Annotated in this window: 17 protein-coding genes and 3 pseudogenes; 11 read left to right on the top strand and 9 right to left on the bottom strand. The window is 54.8% G+C overall.

Translation table 11 applies throughout. From position 1 onward, the window contains the following. The first annotated feature begins 141 nt into the window (after window positions 1-141). Window positions 142-687 (top strand): arginine decarboxylase, pyruvoyl-dependent, encoded by a 546-nt coding sequence (locus tag LAO76_05380; protein ID MBZ5490345.1) that lies wholly within the window; start codon window positions 142-144, stop codon window positions 685-687. 65 nt (window positions 688-752) lie between these two features. Continuing rightward, window positions 753-1646 (top strand): YihY/virulence factor BrkB family protein, encoded by an 894-nt coding sequence (locus LAO76_05375; GenBank protein ID MBZ5490344.1) that lies wholly within the window; start codon window positions 753-755, stop codon window positions 1644-1646. A gap of 5 nt (window positions 1647-1651) precedes the next feature. Here LAO76_05375 and LAO76_05370 read toward each other — a convergent pair whose 3' ends face one another. Beyond that, window positions 1652-1885, bottom strand: coding sequence for an addiction module protein (locus tag LAO76_05370; GenBank protein MBZ5490343.1), 234 nt, complete (start codon window positions 1883-1885; stop codon window positions 1652-1654). A 7-nt stretch (window positions 1886-1892) separates the two neighbouring features. Then, a complete protein-coding gene (locus tag LAO76_05365; protein ID MBZ5490342.1) occupies window positions 1893-2873 on the bottom strand; it encodes a deoxyhypusine synthase family protein in 981 nt (326 codons plus the stop codon). Window positions 2874-3109: 236 nt separating this feature from the next. On the opposite strand from LAO76_05365, the gene LAO76_05360 reads away from it, so the two are divergent. From LAO76_05360 to LAO76_05350, 3 genes are all read left to right on the top strand, one after another. Further along, window positions 3110-3445 carry a hypothetical protein gene (locus LAO76_05360; protein MBZ5490341.1) on the top strand — a complete coding sequence of 112 codons (336 nt, stop codon included), beginning with the start codon at window positions 3110-3112 and terminating at the stop codon, window positions 3443-3445. A gap of 66 nt (window positions 3446-3511) precedes the next feature. Then, entirely contained in the window at window positions 3512-4414 is a 903-nt protein-coding gene (locus tag LAO76_05355) for a carbon-nitrogen hydrolase (protein ID MBZ5490340.1), read from the top strand. Continuing rightward, window positions 4414-5502: an agmatine deiminase family protein gene (locus LAO76_05350; protein ID MBZ5490339.1), complete on the top strand. Its 1089-nt coding sequence runs from the start codon at window positions 4414-4416 to the stop codon at window positions 5500-5502. The genes LAO76_05355 and LAO76_05350 overlap by 1 nt, the downstream gene beginning before the upstream one ends. A 201-nt stretch (window positions 5503-5703) precedes the next feature. On the opposite strand, the gene LAO76_05345 is transcribed toward LAO76_05350, so the two are convergent. Further along, window positions 5704-6063 (bottom strand): phage integrase SAM-like domain-containing protein, encoded by a 360-nt coding sequence (locus LAO76_05345; GenBank protein ID MBZ5490338.1) that lies wholly within the window; start codon window positions 6061-6063, stop codon window positions 5704-5706. A 786-nt stretch (window positions 6064-6849) separates the two neighbouring features. On the opposite strand from LAO76_05345, the pseudogene LAO76_05340 reads away from it, so the two are divergent. Then, a pseudogene (locus tag LAO76_05340) lies at window positions 6850-7294 on the top strand (VOC family protein). Window positions 7295-7403: 109 nt separating this feature from the next. Here LAO76_05340 and LAO76_05335 read toward each other — a convergent pair. From LAO76_05335 to LAO76_05310, 6 genes and pseudogenes are all read right to left on the bottom strand, one after another. Next, complete coding sequence (locus tag LAO76_05335; protein MBZ5490337.1) at window positions 7404-7799, bottom strand: hypothetical protein; 396 nt, start codon at window positions 7797-7799, stop codon at window positions 7404-7406. Window positions 7800-7866: 67 nt separating this feature from the next. After that, a complete protein-coding gene (locus LAO76_05330) occupies window positions 7867-9063 on the bottom strand; it encodes an MFS transporter (GenBank protein MBZ5490336.1) in 1197 nt (398 codons plus the stop codon). 59 nt (window positions 9064-9122) lie between these two features. Then, window positions 9123-10640 carry a multicopper oxidase domain-containing protein gene (locus tag LAO76_05325; GenBank protein MBZ5490335.1) on the bottom strand — a complete coding sequence of 506 codons (1518 nt, stop codon included), beginning with the start codon at window positions 10638-10640 and terminating at the stop codon, window positions 9123-9125. A 45-nt stretch (window positions 10641-10685) separates the two neighbouring features. Continuing rightward, window positions 10686-11880: pseudogene (gene chrA / locus LAO76_05320) on the bottom strand (chromate efflux transporter). After that, window positions 11856-12331: pseudogene (locus LAO76_05315) on the bottom strand (DoxX family protein). The pseudogenes chrA and LAO76_05315 overlap by 25 nt, the downstream one beginning before the upstream one ends. Window positions 12332-12370: 39 nt before the next feature. Beyond that, window positions 12371-12682, bottom strand: a complete 312-nt coding sequence (locus LAO76_05310; GenBank protein ID MBZ5490334.1) for a PadR family transcriptional regulator — start codon at window positions 12680-12682, stop codon at window positions 12371-12373. 542 nt (window positions 12683-13224) lie between these two features. On the opposite strand from LAO76_05310, the gene LAO76_05305 reads away from it, so the two are divergent. Genes LAO76_05305 through LAO76_05285 form a run of 5 tightly spaced genes read left to right on the top strand, consistent with a single transcriptional unit; the run spans window position 13225 to window position 17542 of the window. Next, entirely contained in the window at window positions 13225-13629 is a 405-nt protein-coding gene (locus LAO76_05305) for a metalloregulator ArsR/SmtB family transcription factor (protein ID MBZ5490333.1), read from the top strand. Window position 13630: 1 nt separating this feature from the next. Next, complete coding sequence (locus LAO76_05300; protein MBZ5490332.1) at window positions 13631-14713, top strand: permease; 1083 nt, start codon at window positions 13631-13633, stop codon at window positions 14711-14713. A 9-nt stretch (window positions 14714-14722) separates the two neighbouring features. Continuing rightward, window positions 14723-14986: a thioredoxin family protein gene (locus tag LAO76_05295; GenBank protein MBZ5490331.1), complete on the top strand. Its 264-nt coding sequence runs from the start codon at window positions 14723-14725 to the stop codon at window positions 14984-14986. A 22-nt stretch (window positions 14987-15008) separates the two neighbouring features. Further along, window positions 15009-16340 carry an efflux RND transporter periplasmic adaptor subunit gene (locus LAO76_05290; GenBank protein ID MBZ5490330.1) on the top strand — a complete coding sequence of 444 codons (1332 nt, stop codon included), beginning with the start codon at window positions 15009-15011 and terminating at the stop codon, window positions 16338-16340. Next, on the top strand, window positions 16337-17542 hold the full coding sequence (locus tag LAO76_05285) for an FtsX-like permease family protein (protein MBZ5490329.1): 1206 nt from the start codon (window positions 16337-16339) through the stop codon (window positions 17540-17542). The genes LAO76_05290 and LAO76_05285 overlap by 4 nt, the downstream gene beginning before the upstream one ends. Window position 17543 lies beyond the last annotated feature (1 nt).

Genomic DNA, 17543 nt, shown 5'->3' with positions numbered 1-17543 from the left:
AAGCTCAAGCCTTTCCTGCGATCCTGTTTTTTAATGGGCCAAAGTTTTACACAAATTTTCTGCGCTCAACTCTCCACGTGTGTTATTTTTTTTATTCACGAAAAACCAGCTTTTTTGGAGGCAAGCAAATTGGGTTTAAACATGGTGCCGAAGCGCATCTTCCTGACCAACGGAGTGGGCAAGCACAAAGAAAGACTCACATCTTTTGAGTTGGCGCTCAGGGATGCGGGAATCGCGGCGCAGAACCTGGTCCGGGTTTCCTCCATTTTTCCACCTCACTGCAAGCTGATCTCGCGCAAGGAAGGCGTGAAATACCTGCATCCCGGCGAAGTCACCTTTGCCGTGGTTGCGGAAAACTCCACGCGCGAGCCTCATCGCCTCACCGCTGCCAGCATTGGCCTAGCCATGCCCGCGGACCGCAGCACCTACGGCTACCTGAGCGAGCACCATTCCTTTGGCGAGGCGGATGATGTGGCCGGGGAATACGCTGAAGAGCTGGCCGCAGAGATGCTCGCCACCACTCTCAACGTGGATTTTAATCCTGATACTTCCTGGGACGAGAAAAAAGAAATTTACCGGATCTCCAACAAGATCGTCCGCACGACCAACATCACCCAGAGCGGCGTTGGGGACAAACGCGGACTCTGGACCACAGTGATTGCGTCGGCGATTCTGATCTTTGAATAGAAGCGGGATTGCCGCCCAGCTGGAGAATTACTCTTGCTGAGAGCTCGAAACGTAGATCTTTATTTATGGCGCCTTCCGGCTCCAGCGTGGGGAAACAACTCGAACCGATTTGGAACTTGGGCGGATTGACCTTCTGGCAGCTCACCAGAAGGGTGGTTCATGGCATCGACAAAGATGACATCTTCGGACGTGCTTCTGAGCTGGCATACAATTTCCTGCTTGCCCTCTTCCCCCTGTTGCTGTTCATACTCACCCTGTTTGGCTTGTTTGCATCCCGCAGCCACGAGCTACAAAGCAGCCTGCTATCGTACTTCGCGGGTTTTCTTCCGCCGCCGGCGTTCCAGCTACTGAAGGCCATCACACTCGAGATGGCCGCGAACGCCACAAGTGGCAAGCTCACGTTTGGCATCGTCCTTACCCTCTGGTTTGCTTCTGGCGGCATGAGTTCGATGATTTCTACCCTGAACGCGGTCTATCATGTACGCGAATCTCGTAGCTGGTTCAGGGGCCGGGTCATCGCACTCGGACTTACAATCGCAATCTTGACCCTCCTCATAACCTCGCTGGTTATCATGCTTGCAGGCGAGCACTTTAGTGATTGGATCGGCATCAAGCTTCACCTCACGTCCACCGTTGTGATTGTCTGGAAGGGCCTGCAATGGGTAGCCGTCGTGCTTTTCCTGGCTTTGTCGTTCTCTCTGATCTATTACTTTGGACCGAGCCTGGACCAACGTCAGTGGCACTGGATTACGCCCGGCTCACTTTTTGGTGAATTCCTTTGGCTTACTGCTTCGGCGGGGCTTCGTGTCTACCTGCATTTCTTCAACACATACACGGCGACCTATGGATCTCTTGGAGCAATGATGATTCTCCTAGTGTGGCTGTACGTCATCGGCCTGGCATTTCTCATCGGCGGGGAAATCAATGCCCAGATCAAGCGCGCAGCTATGGGCGGTTGAATGGTCTAGTTTGGAAGCTTAGCGAGCAGGCGCGCGCTGGCTTCAGACCAGGATATGGCGACTACCTTATCGGAATCCAGATCAAGGATGCGCCGCCTAATTTCCTGGCGCCAAGCTTCTTCAGCGTCTGCGTCCACTTCCGGATCAAGGCTGTCCCACAAGTAATCTGCCAGAGCAGCCCGGGCTTCAGGTGGAAGCGCCAAAGCTTCTTTAAATATTTCACCTGCATCTCGACTCATAAAGGAATTATAGTGCGACCTTCCTCTGCAACGATGCTTTTTTGTATCCCTTCCCCAGCCTTTCAAACACCGCTGCGCACATGATCGGCAAGCCGACCGTCGCGTCGATAAAGACCTCGCCAAAACGGCCGCCTTCGGCCGGCGGGACGAACTTGCCCCATGAGATTGCTTCTGAATAAGGCGACCCGGAAAGTCCTCCCCAATACACCGGCTCTGGACAGATGCGCACGCCATAGTGATAACGCTTGAGCGGCACATCTTCTCCCGCGCGACGCACCCGCAGTTCACAATAAGGCCCAAACTGCTGTGCCCAGTTTCGTGGCACGCCGCCGCCAATGGTCAGAATACCCAGCTTTTTCTGCTGCAGCAGCGTTTCCGCAAAATAATTAAGGTCAAGGAAAGGATCGTAGCGCAACTGCGGCTTGCCTTCTCTGGCGCGCATGCGATTGTTCAGTGCCACATCCAGCCCCATCTCTGAATCCGTGAACGCCGGAACAAAGACCGGAACATTCTTCTCATACGCCGATTTTAAAATTCCCCGCCCTTTGGCATGGTGCTTCAGGTGGTCGCCTATCGCGCGGTTTAGCTTCCAGGAACACATGATCTGTTGCGGATCCCACTTGCCCAGCACTTCTTCCATCACCAGCTCAACGTGGTCCAGGTTCTGCTCCGGCTCCAGTGTGTCATAAACGCGGTTGTAACCCGCTTCGTACAACTCAACGTCGTTCATTCTGGGGTCATAGCGATAGTGGTTGCAGCCGGTGGCCTCAACCAATCCATGCGCCATGAGCGCGCCGGTGGAGACAATGGCATTTACCAGACCTTTATCGATCAGATCGCAGACAATCAAACCCTGTTTAGCCACCGTCATGGCGCCGGCCAGAGTCATGACGACAAAGCAGTCTTTGTCGCGGGCCATCGCTTCCAGCACATCCACCGCTTCTCCCAGCTGGCGACCGGTGAAGGCAGTGTCCGCCATGCCGCGCATCAGGTCGCTGATGCTCTTGGCTTTGGAAAGATCCAGCGGAAACACCGGAGAAAGCTTGTCCTGCACTGGATCGTGCAGCTTGCGGTCAATGCCTGTGCCTTCCTGCTTCTTGCTCAATGCTTCACCTCTAGGATTCGTTTGGGGCAAACTTTAAAAAGTAAACGCTGCGCGTCTCAGAGTCAAACCACCTTGCGCACCGGCGCGTGAGAAGATAGCATCCGCTCGAGGAGTGAAACATGGAATCCATAGGCGCGCGATTTACGGGCGTTGAGCTTTACTTCAGCGATCTGAAGAAAGCCAGGGCGTTTTATGCCGATACGATGGGCCTCGAAATTTCCGACGAGGATCCACAACGATATGCGAGATTTAACACCGATGCAGGCTTTGTCTGCCTCGAACTCAAAGGCTCTGAATCGTATCCTTCGCTGGACAAGGCAGTTTTATTTTTTGAAGTTTCGGACCTGCAGGCAGCCATAAGCGCCATTGGAGAACACCGTTTTGTTGAGCGCCAGGCAAAATGGGCTGTGCTTCACGACCCGGAAGGCCACAACGTTCTCCTGCTGCAGCGATAGGCATTAATCGTGAAAGTCGTGTCTGCTATTCTTATTCTTTTCAAGAACTGATCACGAGGAAATACTTTGGCTTCTGACATCTTTACCGTGGGGCTGATCCAGATGCACTGCTCTGCCGACCCCGACGACAACGTTCGCCGGGCCGTGGAAAAAGTCCGCTCCGCTGCTAAGCAGGGTGCGCAAATGGTCTGCCTGCCGGAACTTTTCCGCACGCAGTATTTCTGCCAGCGTGAAGATGCCGCGCTCTTCGATTTGGCCGAGACGATCCCTGGCCCGACCACAGAAGCGTTTTCCGCCGTTGCCCGCGAAACCCAAACTACGGTCGTCGTTTCTGTCTTCGAAAAGCGCACCCGCGGCCTTTACCACAACACCGCAGTGATTCTTGATGCCGATGGCAGTACCAAAGGCCTCTATCGCAAGATGCACATCCCGGACGACCCTCTTTATTACGAGAAATTCTATTTCACTCCGGGCGATCTTGGCTTTAAAGCCTTTGACACTGAGTATGGACGCATGGGAGCTCTCGTCTGCTGGGATCAGTGGTATCCAGAAGGCGCGCGCCTGACGGCGTTGCAAGGCGCCAACATTCTTTTTTATCCCACTGCCATAGGCTGGCACCCTGACGAAAAAGCCGAGTTTGGCGTGGCCCAGCATGACGCATGGAGGACGATTCAGCGCGCCCATGCCATCGCCAACGGCGTTTTTGTGGGTGTGGTCAACCGGGTGGGCCACGAGTTTGGCGACATTCGCGGCAATCGCGCTCAGGGCAAAGGCCTGGAATTCTGGGGCGGCTCGTTTCTCTGCGACCCCTTCGGACGGATCATTGTGGAAGCGTCACACGACAAAGAAGAAATCTTGATAGGACAATGCGATCTGAAACATCTTGAAGACGTCCGCCGCAACTGGCCATTCCTACGCGACCGCCGCATTGATAGCTATGGCGGCATAACACACAGGTTCCTGGATTAATGTCTCGCGCGAAAACGCCGTCAGATCCGCAGCCCACGCCCCAATCTCTCGGCTATCGTATGCCCGCCGAATGGGAGCCACACCAGTCCACGTGGTTGGCGTGGCCGCACAACCGCTCAGACTGGCCGGGAAAATTCGACGCCATACCCTGGGTCTTTGCCGATATCATCCGCCATCTGGGCCGCGTGGAAGACGTAAACCTGATCGTTGGCTCCGCGCGAGAGAAACAAACTGCGCGTGAGGTTCTGAAGCGCAGCCATGTCGACACGAAGCGCGTAAAGTTTCACCTCTGGCCCACAAACCGCATCTGGACGCGCGACTCCGGCCCTACCTTTGTCAGAAATCAAGAAGGGATCGCGCTGACTAACTGGCGCTTCAATGCCTGGGCCAAGTATTCCGACTGGAAGCATGACAATCAGCTTCCTGAGCGCATCGGGAAGAAGCTCAAGCTTCGGCAGTTTACGCCTATCCTTGAGCGCAATGGCAAGGCACATCGGGTGGTCCTTGAAGGCGGCAGCATTGATGTGAATGGCCAGGGACTAATGCTGAGCACGGAAGAATGCCTTCTTAGCAAGGTGCAGCAGCGCAACCCGGGACTCTCACAACGCGACCTGGAGCAAGTGTTTGCTGATTATCTTGGAGTCGAAAAAGTAATCTGGCTGGGATGTGGCATCAAGGGCGACGACACGCACGGCCACGTAGATGATATTTCTCGCTTTGTCTCGACCGATACGGTGCTAACAGTGGTCGAGCCAAACAAAACCGATGCCAACTATGAACCGCTGCAAGAAAATTTACGTCGTCTTCGCGCCGCCACTGATCTTCAGGGACGGAAACTCCAGATCGTCGAACTGCCGCTTCCCCGCCCCGTGATCTTTCGCGGACAGCGCCTGCCCGCCAGCTATGCCAATTTTTATATCGCCAATGGACTGGTGCTGGCGCCGACCTTCAACGATCCGCATGATCGTCTTGCGCTGAATATTCTTGCCAGCCTGTTTCCTGATCGCGAAATCGTCGGCATACACTGCGGAGATTTCATCTGGGGCCTGGGCGCCATTCATTGCATGACACAGCAACAACCGGCATAACTACATTACCCAAGAAAAACCGGCAGGAAAATAACGCGGCTGCTTTCGAAAATGGATGTGGACCGCAGGCCTGCCTTCGCCTGTGCAAGGTTGACATATAGAATCACTAAGCAAGAAATGGGAGTTCGCGGGCCTAATCGCCGCTGTCTTTTGCGGCTTCGTGAAACATATTGCTTTCAAATCCCACGGATTTCAGGCACCTTAGCTATTGATAACAAAGTTATGGCGGAGAGAGTGGGAAACCCATCCGGCCTGATTGTTAACCTCCTGCCGAGGCATTCCCTTCACTCCCACTGTCTTAAGAAACCGGTGCAGAGCGCCCAGCCGATTGCAAATCGTGCGGTTCGTCAATCCCCTGCTTCCGAGGTACTTGATAAAGGCCATAACAACCTCGCGGGTCACATCGCTTGGATATGCGACGACGCATACCTTCTGGAACTCATCCAGCGTGAACTTGCGGCTCTGGTACGTTTTCCGTGCGCGGGTCGTGGAAACCTGATCGAGCCACTTTGCCGCAGCCTCAGCGAACGTGAGCTGCCTTCCAGTGGACTTCAGCTCCACCGGCTTTTCTGGGGTGAGTGCAGAAAAGCTCAGTTCCCTGTCTTTATTGATCTTCGCGACAAGAGCCTGATTGGGGTCTGTCCCAATGTGCTCCCATCAACGCTTTCCGTTCAGGCGATACCGCAGATGGAACTGCGCTTCGGGGTGTCCTACTGGTAGCTATGGCCGACCTTTTACAAATGTAGCCTTGACGTATCTGCGCTCGCCGTCGAGCCGCAAGCGCACCATGATTGTGGCGGTTGACATCGTTTTCCTCCGACTCGGCCTAATTTAATACCGAGAAAATGTGGAGGAACCGACGATTTTTCTTGGGGTGGGTAGCCGTGGCGGGTAGCCACGACCGCAATCCTTTGAAACTAAAGGCTGGCGGAGAGAGTGGGATTCTCTGAGCCGCTTTATTGCTGACGCAGTAGGTTCAATGACATGCCAAAAACCGAAGTCCTTACCGGCAGTTACGTTCTATCACATCTGGAACATGAGTCACACAAGAAACGTTGATTAACCGCAATTCGCCCGATTACGGTATGGATGGTATGGATTCCATTCTGTTCAGGTCAGGTGAGAGTTACCGCGCGCCGCGAGGCCTGGCAGTACTTTCGCTGCAATCGAGGCCCCTTTCACGTTGATCGAAGTGTGGGTTGAGAACGAAACGCTGGTCGAGATCTTGCCGCCGGAATACGCGCGCGAATACCTCGCCTTCACGCGCTCCCAAGGCCTTAACCTGGCGAAGACGAAATCTCGGCCAAGTAACTAAGTACTTGATCGTTACGACTGGAGTATCTAACGATGACTTCAATACAGCAGAACGAGAGGCAACACTCGGAATCACCTCATACGACACAGGCTTTCATTATGGGGTTTTGGGGTGTTCGATATCAAGGTCAAAGATGTTGAGCGGGCCTTAACCTTTTATACGCAGACGCTTGGTTTCAATCTGGACATGCAGAACTTGCCCGCTTTCGGCCAGGTTTCAATCAGCGGCCTCAAGTTGATCTTGAGCGGTCCTGGCGCATCTGGGTCCCGACCAATGCCCGATGGCCGTCAACAAGAGCCCGGCGGATGGAACCGCGTGGTCCTGCAAGTGAAAGACCTGCCTGCGCTAATTGCTGATCTCAAGAAAGCCAAGGTACGTTTTCGAAACCAAATGGAAGTCGGTCCTGGTGGCAAACAGGTTCAGGTCGAAGACCCTGATGGGAATCCGATTGAGTTGTTCGAGCCCGGCCGGCACTGAGTAGCAGGTCGCGACGGCTGTTCAGTTTACGTTCCCCATCAAGGTCACTTCTGTTTCTTGAGGCACAGCGCGTCACACTGTAGTACTGGGGTGTCCCTTTAACGGCTGCTCATTTTCTACCGTGGATAAACATCCGCAACCCGATCCAGCAACCGGCTGTTTCCAGGACTGCCAGCAACACGGCACTGACTTGAAATGGCAATCTCAGTTCGCCGGGCGGCATCCGAAACACGTTGTCAGTGCCGGCACTCAAGAAGTGTGTGTAGCTGCCAATGGCTAGTGCCACACCGAAAGGAACGACAATAAGTAACCCGGCCAGCCTGTGATGACCTTTTGCGAATACAACCAGCGCCGCGACAGGGATCAGATTGATCACAACCAGCAGCAGCAGCGCGATCCGAGGCGTGTTGGGTTGAACTTTGACAAGCAAGAGCAAGTGCCAGATGACGACGGCAAACTGTCCGAGCACAACGAACGTGGCAAAAGGTAGCAGCTTCGGGATCAAAATTGGTTTTTTCCTGCTCCATCAGGCCTCTCATCTGAAGACGGTCACCACGCCCGAGAATTTCAAGTCATCGGACCGGGGCCTCGTTGGGTTTGTTCTGTCTCCCTGGGATCAACACGAGCAATGCAATCGTGCCCATGGCGGCAAAGGCTGCGCCATAATAGAACACTGCCGCATGGCCGACGCGGTCCCAAAGCAGGCCAGCAACAATGCTTGCGACCAGCTGCAATAGGCCAACGGTCGTGCTGTACCAGCCAACTCCACTGGCGCGCAGCTGCTCCGGCACGAAATCCGCGGCAAATGCCTTGCCCACGGAGCGGAATATTCCCTGGAATAGCCCATAGAAGACAAACAAGGCCGCGATGAGCACGACGCTTCTCGCGCGCGCAAAACCGAAATAGGCAATGAAGAATATGATGAATGCTAGTAGAAGGACATTTCTTCTGCCCATTGTGTCGGAAAGAGATCCTGCCGGATAGGAAACCAGCGCGGCCACGAGGTTGAAGCCCGCATAAATCGAGATGGTCGCCTCGAAAGAAGCGCCAATATCCTTTGTTTGCAAAATCAGAAAGGAAGTACTCGAATAGCCGACTCCGAACAATGCTGTGATCAGCAGATATCTCCAATAGGGTTTCGGAAAATGCCGCAGACTAACATCGATTTTAGCTTTTGCCGTCACCGGCGCGGGCCGTTCCCGGACGAGCAAGACCATCAGAGAGGCGAGAAGGCCGGGAATGATGGCGAGATAGAAAATCGAGCGGATGCCGACATGGAACGAGATGAAAAGAAGAACGGTCAGCAATGGTCCCAGGAACGCGCCTGAATTATCGCCAATACCTTCAAGGCCAAAAGCCGCCCCTCTGTTTTCCTCAGCCACCGACGATGCGATGAGGGCATCGCGCGGCGCGGAGCGGAATCCGGCGCCAAACCGGTCCAGAAAGCGTGCCCCGAACGCGCCCGGCCATGCCGTCGCAAAGCCAATCAGTGGTTTGGATACTGCCGACAGCAAATAGCCGGCAAGGGCAAGGGATTTTCTCTTTTGCAGCTTGTCCGATAGCCAACCCGAGAAGCCTTGCACAATGTTCTGTGTTGCCTGCGCAATGCCCTCCACCAGGCCGACGATGCTGCCGCTTGCATGCAGCGTTTGCGTGAGAAAGATCGGCAGGATCGGGTAAAGCATCTCCGTCGAGATATCCGCAAACAGGCTGGTGAACGCCAGAAGAACGGTGTTTCTGGAAACTCCAGCGAATGCGCGCCTTCGCATTGGCGATTCATTCATCATTAATAATCACCGCCGGCCGGCGGGCTCTCCGCCGATGATTTTTAGATGTAGTCAAAAAAAGTCATAAAACCAAAATCCATGTGTAATTGCTGGTGGCAGTGAAATAGTGTCAACCCCGGATTGTCAGCAACGAAATCAACGCCAACCTCCTGATAACCACCGAGCATGACCACGTCTTTCAGGATTCCGGCAGTCGGGATTCCGGCCAAACTGGTCAGTTCGAAGCTGTGGCGGTGGAGATGAATCGGGTGGATATCGTCACTGGCATTCCGCATGTGGATTCTGTACCGCTTGCCCTGTTTTAAATGGAACGATGCCGGGGCCATTTCATTTGCCATCGGATAGGCGACTCCATTGATGGTCCAGCGATTGAAGCCCTCTTCAGCGGCATTTTCCTTTTTGAAGATCATCTCGAAGGTCTCGTCTGGCGGAGGCGCACTGGCGTCCGGCTTGGCAAAGCGGGCATAATTCCAGCGGAAACGCGGCGGCGGGACCCACAGTGGTTTGCCTTTTTGTCTCGCATACTCCACCACAATGCCCATGCCATGGCGTCGATCGTCATCGGCAGTGTCCCCCATGATCCAAACTCCCGGGTGGTTCATTTGCACCATGGCAGAAACCCGCTCAGCAGTACCCAGCCAGAGGACCGGAACGTTCATGGGATTCGGCACGGGATTGCCGTCCAATGCAACCACGTGGAAGGAATGTCCTGGCAGTGCAAGACTGCGAATCTCCGTGGCGCTGCCGTTTAGCACATGGAACAGGACTCGTTCGCCTTGCTTCACGCGGATTGGCTCTCCGTGGTGCAGCATCCGTCCATTGATCGTGAAGGAACCGTAGCCCACTTCATATCCATGGGGCAAGCCCTTGGCAAGCGAAGCCTTCATGGCAGATTCACCCTGCTCCTCGAGCGTCTTCACCTTAGTCGCAGGAGAGAGGAAATCCATTGGCATGTCTCCGCCACGACTGAAGGTTGGCTCAAACTCTTTGAGCGTGAGAAAGACTTCGCGATCATAATTGCCAGGCTCATGCTTTGGCTCGATAAACACCGGACCAACCTGGCCACTGTACTGGCCGCCATAAAGGTCTGCTCCGGCTCGAATATGTGTGTGATAGAAACGGAGCCCCGCTGGCTTGGGCGTGAATACAATCCGACGCTTGCCATGTGCGGGGATGAAAGGTGTGCCCTCCTCGCCTGCTCCGTCCACCTCAACCGGTATCATCTGCCCATGCCAATGCAGTTGCTCAGGGACATCGGTTTCGTTATAGACATCCACCGTCACCTCTTGGCCTTCTTTCAGGCGAAGCAACGGTCCAGGAAACTGTCCGTTGTACGTGGTTAACGAAATAATCCGGGTTTTCGCAATCTCCACAGGCGACGTCTTGATTCGCAGTGTGTAATTTGCCGGTTCGGACTCGGCGGCAGCTCCCGAGGATTGGTTTTGCTGCATCGTCGTTCCGCTCCGACCGGAACTGTCTCGGCTGGATAGGAGCATCGCCCCAGCTGTCATACCTGCAGTTTTCAGAAACTGTCGTCTCGACTCCAAAAACTTTTTCATCGGTTCTCCTAATAACTTTCTATCTTCGGGTTTGTCCCTGATGAGTTACCCAAGCCCTCTTCCAGCGAGCAAGCCGACAATGGCTCCAGCCAGAATCAGCCAGGTTGTATTCATTTTGAAGCGAATTAGAGCAATCAAACTCAATAGAGCAAGAGCGGCAGTAGCCACGTCAACGATAGCGGCCCTCCCCCAGGTGCCACGTAACAACAACCATCAGCGCCAAGGCCCCGACATTTACACCGTCAAGGAATGCGCCGAACACTGCCGACTTCCGCAGGCGTGGAACCAGGGGACCGATGACAGCGATGAATAAGAAAGACGGGAGAAAAATGCCGACTGTTGCCACAACCGACCCTGGAACACTGCCGAGCAAGTAGCCAATAAAGGTCGCGGTTGTGAAGACCGGCCCTGGCGTTAGCTGCCCGACAGCAATGGCATCGAGCAATTGCTTGTCTGTGAGCCAGCGGAGCTTGACCACGAGATCGGTGCGGAGAAAAGCCAGAAGAACATAGCCGCTTCCAAAGAGGACCGCGCCGACTTTCAGAAAGAACAAGAATAAGGATAAAAGGCCAAATGGCGCCGCTGCTCCCAAAGTTCCAGTCGAGGCGACCAATGGGGTTTGTGGGATCAGTAGTGCCAAGGCCTTGGACCGCAGGGATTTCAACCCCGCTGTTTTCTTGCCGGCAACTACGATGATTCCCGCCCCGAAAAGAACCAGCAGAACGTTCAGTCCAAACGCATTGGCTAATACCGCGAGAACACCAATCAGGGCCAATAATTTAGTCTTGACGGCCGTTCGAGCCAAATTCCATATCGCTTGCAGCACGACGGCAACCATGACCGCTTTCACGCCGTATAAGACAGCGGCAGCTTGCGGAAGCGTCCCATACTTCACGTAAAGCCAGGCGAGCACCAGGGTCAGGAGCGCCGCTGGGAAAATGAAGCAGAGACCGCCAACCAACAATCCTGGCCATCCCGCCACCCGATACCCAATTTGAATCGCCATTTGAGTCGAGCTTGGGCCCGGGATCAAATTGACAACGCCGAAGAGATCTAAGAATTGCTCATGGGTCAGCCAGCCACGGCGACGGACAACTTCTTCCTCCATCATCGCGATATGTGCTGCTGGCCCTCCGAAAGCCGTGGTTCCGAGACGGACGTACAGGAGCGCCAGCTCACGCAGTAGCCTTGGCCTGGGCACAACTCGTACGTCAGTCACGATTTCTTGGGTGACTGCCATAGCTTCGCATCCAATGACCACGCTCCTGCCCCGACCATAAGGAGGAAAATCAGTCCCAGGACCATCGACAAATCGGTTCGTGCTTCATGGAACATGCTGAGAAATCCATAGTGTTTCAGCTTGGGCAGGCTGAAGCGCCAATATCCATGCCCCAGCCACATTGGAATCTTGGTCGAAATAATCGCCACGCTGATATCGATCAGCAGAGCAACTGCCGCGAAGCGGGTAAAGAGTCCGGCCAGCACCAGAGCGCCGCAAACGATCTCTACGAGGCCCACAAAGGGCGCCATCACCTGCGGAGCAGGTATTCCGATGGATGTGAACCGTCCGACCCCGAGTTCATCGGGCAACATAAATCGGGCAACATAAACTTGAGAATTCCTTCCACAAGAAAAACCCAGCCGACCAGCAAACGTATGATTGCGACTGCTGAACTCACGCGATCCTTCATCTTCCACCCCGTACTGTTGATTGTTTTGTAACCTTTACTTCACGTTGATTGTCCATCAAACAGCTCTCCGAAAAGCTCACGCACTTGATCGCGCGCCCTTTTCAATGCAGCCCTTCCTTTCCTGGTTGCACGATAGAACTTTCGTATCCGACCGCCAGATTGACGCTGAGCAGACTTCAGATAGCCTTCGCGCTCCATGCCGTGCAGCAGAGGATACAGGGTCCCCGGACTAAGGCTGTAGCCGTGACGTCCGAGTTCGCGGATCATCTCCAGGCCAAATACATCTTCCTTGCTGGCATGGTAGAGAACATGCAGCCGAACGAGCCCGAAAAGGATGGACCGATGTTCCATATCGAAAATCGATAACGGTATTTTATATAAGACGAGAGAAAGCCAAAAACCTATTCGGGACGCACTGGCGCAGAGGTTCCGTCTTCGGAGTAGTGCGCTCCCCAGGATGCTGGCCGTGGTGCATGAGTCAACTCGATTTCTGGACCCGTATAAGCGGGCGGGATTGGTGCGCGTTAATGCCCACGTGTGCTGAAAACCGAGGGATGCCGTATAGCCGTGAGATGCACGGAGACACTTTAGTGATCCATGTCGCGAAAATCACCGACGTAGCTACTTTCCTATGGTTCTCTGTGCCAGAAATAAATAAGGAAGGCGAATCGGCGTGCTGGACAAAAAGGTCTCGCTCGTACTAATCAATGTGAGCTTTGTGGATATGGATCTTTTAATTTAGTCAGTGAAGGACTTCGGCTCCTGTGATCCAGATACATTCGCACGTGACGCGGGTCACAGCCAGTGATACAGGCATAGGGATATGCTTGTATCCGAATAAGCGAAAACAGCCAATCACAAAAGGTGAATTGCCGTTGCAGAAGAGCATATCAATGAGGGAACTTGAGAAGATATTTAAAGGGCTGGCGGATTTAACCCGCCTTCGGATACTCAACCTGCTGTTGCATGGCGAGCTCTGTGTGTGCGACGTGCAGTATGTTTTGGGCCTCTTGCAGCCGAACATCTCCCGTCACCTTACATATTTGAAGAACTCAGGCTTGGTGCTCGATCGGCGCGAAGGACCACGCATGTGTTATCGCTTGGCCGATCCCAGTGAGGGCTTAAGTAAGGAGCTATTTGCTTTTCTGCGAACAACGTTCTCTCGAAATGCTGCTTTCGCAGACGATTCTCACAAGCTGAAGAAGGCCATTGAGGACGGAGCATGCAATGCCACTCAATGGCACCCATATTCGGGACTCCCCAGGGATCTGGGCAACACCGAGCGTAGAGGACAATGAGATGCTTAAGGCCGAACCATACCCTGAGACCCACGAATCCATAGAGAAGAAGCCGCGCCCGGAGGCTCACAAAGGATTCCTGTTTCTTGCAGGCATTGGTGCTGCTGCGGCCTGGTACCTTGTTTACCGCCAACTACCGGTACTGGCGGACTGGCTCACTTTTTCAGTCCTTGGACTGAACAAAACAACTCACCTCGGAACGGCGGTTCAGTTCTTTATCTTTGAGACCCCAAAGGTTCTGATGCTGTTGGTGCTGGTCGTCTTTGGTGTCGGCATCATCCGGTCATTTTTCACACCGCAGCACACACGGGCCGTTTTGGCAGGTAAGAGCGAATCCGCCGGGAATCTCTTTGCCGCGCTGCTGGGAGTCGTCACACCGTTCTGCTCCTGCTCCGCAGTCCCGCTCTTCATAGGCTTTGTCACGACTGGCGTACCGCTCGGAGTCACGTTTTCTTTCCTCATTTCCGCTCCCATGGTCAACGAGGTTGCGCTTGTCCTGCTCTTCGGACTCTTCGGCTGGCGTGTGGCTGCGATCTACGCTGGGATGGGCTTGCTGATAGCTGTTGTCGCCGGGTGGGTGATTGGCCGTCTCAAGATGGAGCGGTTCGTGGAGCCGTGGGTTTACGCCACTCATCTCGGCGACAGTGGGGTTGCCGACCAGAAGCTCTCCTGGCCTGAACGTGTCCGGCTGGGAAAAGAAGCCGTGCGAGATATCGTCGGCAAAGTGTGGCCTTACGTGATCGCCGGCATCGCCGTGGGAGCAGGAATCCATGGTTACGTTCCCGAGAACTTCATGGCGTCCATCATGGGCAAAAGCGCATGGTGGTCCGTACCTCTCGCCGTCTTGATCGGCGTGCCAATGTATTCCAATGCCGCAGGCATCATTCCGGTCGTGCAGGCTCTCCTTGGCAAAGGCGCCGCGCTCGGCACCGTGCTGGCATTCATGATGTCGGTGATCGGCCTTTCACTGCCGGAAACCATCATTCTCCGTAAAGTCCTTCGGCTGCCGCTCATCGCCGCATTTGTCGGCGTTGTTGCAGTCGGGATCCTGATTGTCGGTTACGTTTTCAATCTCATCATGTAGTGAGGAGTCATGCTGAATATTACTGTGTACGGTCCTGGTTGTGCTAAGTGCAAAGAAACTGAACGGCGTGTGCGCCGCGTTGTCGAGGCATCCGCCGTGGAGGCCAATATCACCAAAGCGATGGATCCTATTGACATGGCAAGAGCGGGCATACTGGCCACACCTACCATCGCCATCAATGGTGTCATAAAGGTGTCCGGCCGCGTTCCCAATGAGGACGAGATCAAGGTCTGGATTACCGAATGCTTGGTGTCGACCACTGTCGGGAAATAATGCACTGAAAGGAAGCAGTCCGATGGCAACAATTGAAGCACCAATAAAACCGCAGGTAGCTCCAGTCCGGCCTCTACCGCCGGCAAGGTCAAAGCGGCGGCGTCGGCTGTGGATGATCGGCGCTGGCGGGGTTGCCTTGGTTCTCATCATCCTCGCCCTTCTTCCGCCCAAGGTTCCGGTTACGCATCTGTCCCAGATGACGTTGCGCGATGAGGCTGCCGGTACCGGTTTCGTTCACGCCAAAGTCTCAATTGGGGTTGGCGCCAAGATCAACGGCGTTGTGTTGAAGGTCTATGTCGATCAGGGCGATGTGGTGCGGAAAGGCCAGATTCTGGCTAAGCTGCACAACCAGGATTTCCAGAGTCAACTGGGACAGGCTACGAGTTTGGCCCAGGCGCAACAGGCTGCGGTCACCTCTGCGCGAGCGAACCTCTCCGCGAGTGAGGCGCGCCTTCATGCGAGCATCAGCGCGGTCGCCCGGGCACAGGCAGGTCTGCGCCTTGCTGAAATCAACTACAAACGCACTGAGTCACTCCACGAAGGCGGAGTAGTTTCAAAAGAATCGCTCGATACTGCTGAAACGGCCTACACTCAGGCGCAAGAGGACTTGCGGAACTCGCAAGCCATGCAGAATTCGGCCCAGCAGGAAGGGAAAGCGGCCGAGGGTCAGCTTGCGGTCTCCCAAAAGACGATGGCTGGTTCTGAAGCAGACGTGCGGTTCCAGAAAGCCAATCTGCAATACACGATCGTCACCAGTCCGGTTGATGGCTACGTTGTTTCACGCGATCTGGAGGAAGGAGCGACGGTGGTTCCGGGGCTCCCTATCTTCACCATCGCCGAGTCCAGCTTGATCTGGGTGTCGGCCAACATTGATGAACGTGAGATCGAGGGACTCAAGGGCGGCCAGCCGGCAACCATCACTTTGCGGTCCGCGCCCACCCGCAAGATCTCCGGGCACGTTGCACGAATCGCGAAAGAAGCTGACCCGGTTACTGAGGAAGTGGTTGTGGATGCTGCCTTTGCCCAGCGGCCACTGGACATAAAACTGAATGAAACGGCCGAGGTCTATATTCTGAAATCTGAGAAAGCGGGAGCCAAAGCGCTTCCCCGAACCGCGATCGTGTCTGGCCGCGACGGACCGGCGGTTTGGATTGTGACGAACGGCAAACTTCAGTTACGTCCAATAGGGCTCGGCATGACGGACAAACGCGGGCTCGTTGAAGTCCTCAATGGTCTCTCCGATTCCGAACAGGTTCTTGTTCAGCCGAGCGCCGCAGGCATACAGCTCACGTCCGGAAGACGCGTGCGCACCAGCCGGGTAGAAACGGCCACTGCTGGGCGAGGTACCCCATGAATCTTGCGATTCGCGACATTCGCCGCCACATGACGCGCTTTCTGCTTACCTGCGTCGGATTGGGACTGCTCCTTACAGTTGTAATGGCGATGAGCGGAATCTACCGCGGCTTGATCGGCGACGCAACCAAAGTGATTGAGGCGACAACGGCCCAGATATGGGTGGTCCAGAAAGACACGCGTGGCCCGTTCGCGGAAAGCTCGCGCCTGCCGGAAGACCTGGAATATTCGATTGCGGCTGTCGAAGGTGTCCGCCGGGCTTCGCCACTCTCGTTTCAATACGTGCAAATTCCGCGCGGGGGAAAATCGATCCGGCTGTTTCTGATCGGGTACAAGCTGGACAGGATTGGGGGTCCACCTGTGATTGTGGCGGGCCGCACCATCACCAAGAAACACTATGAAATTGTGGCGGATCGCAAATCCGGGTATGCAGTGGGAGATACGATCCATTTGGGACTGGAAGATTACACTGTGGTGGGTCTTACTCAGGGAATGCCGTCGCCCTCGGGAGACCCCGCCGCGTTCGTTTCGTTGGCCGACGCACAGGTCATCCAGTTCCAATTGGATAATGACGCAATACGGAACAATCGCGAGCGCGTGGTCGCGACGTACGCACAACTGGCCAGCATGAGTCCCTTCATGCGCAACAAGGCAACCGAGAAGGCTCTGGCTGCCGCGGAGAACCCGCATTTCGCCAATGCCATCGTAGCCGAGCTCGACGATCCATCCGCGGCCGCCGAGGTTGCGAATTACGTCCGCCGCTGGAACCACTATCAAGTGTTCTCAGCCGACCAGGAACGGGAGCTCCTTCTCAAAGGTTTCATTGAGAAATCCCAAAAGCAGCTCTGGCTGTTCCGAACGATCCTTGTGATCGTCTCCGGCGTGATCATTGCACTTATCATTTACACGCTCACCATGGATAAGCTGCGCGAGATTGCAACCTTGAAGATTATCGGGGCAGCAGATCGAACCATCGTCAACATGATCCTGCAGCAGTCACTCTTGCTGGGAGTGATCGGCTTCGCCGTGGGCTACGCGCTCATCAGCAGGACATACACGCTCTATCCGCGGACCGTGCTCATACAACCGTTCGACATGCTGGCGCTGTTCGCGATTGTGGTACTGATCTGCATATTGGCGAGCATTCTGGGAATATGGCGCGCGCTGAAAGTCGATCCTGGGACAGCGCTGAGTGGGGGATAAT

It is taken from the genome of Terriglobia bacterium (assembly GCA_020072645.1).
Lineage (GTDB): Bacteria > Acidobacteriota > Terriglobia > Terriglobales > Acidobacteriaceae > Angelobacter.
This window is presented reverse-complemented; position numbering and strand designations above follow the sequence as displayed.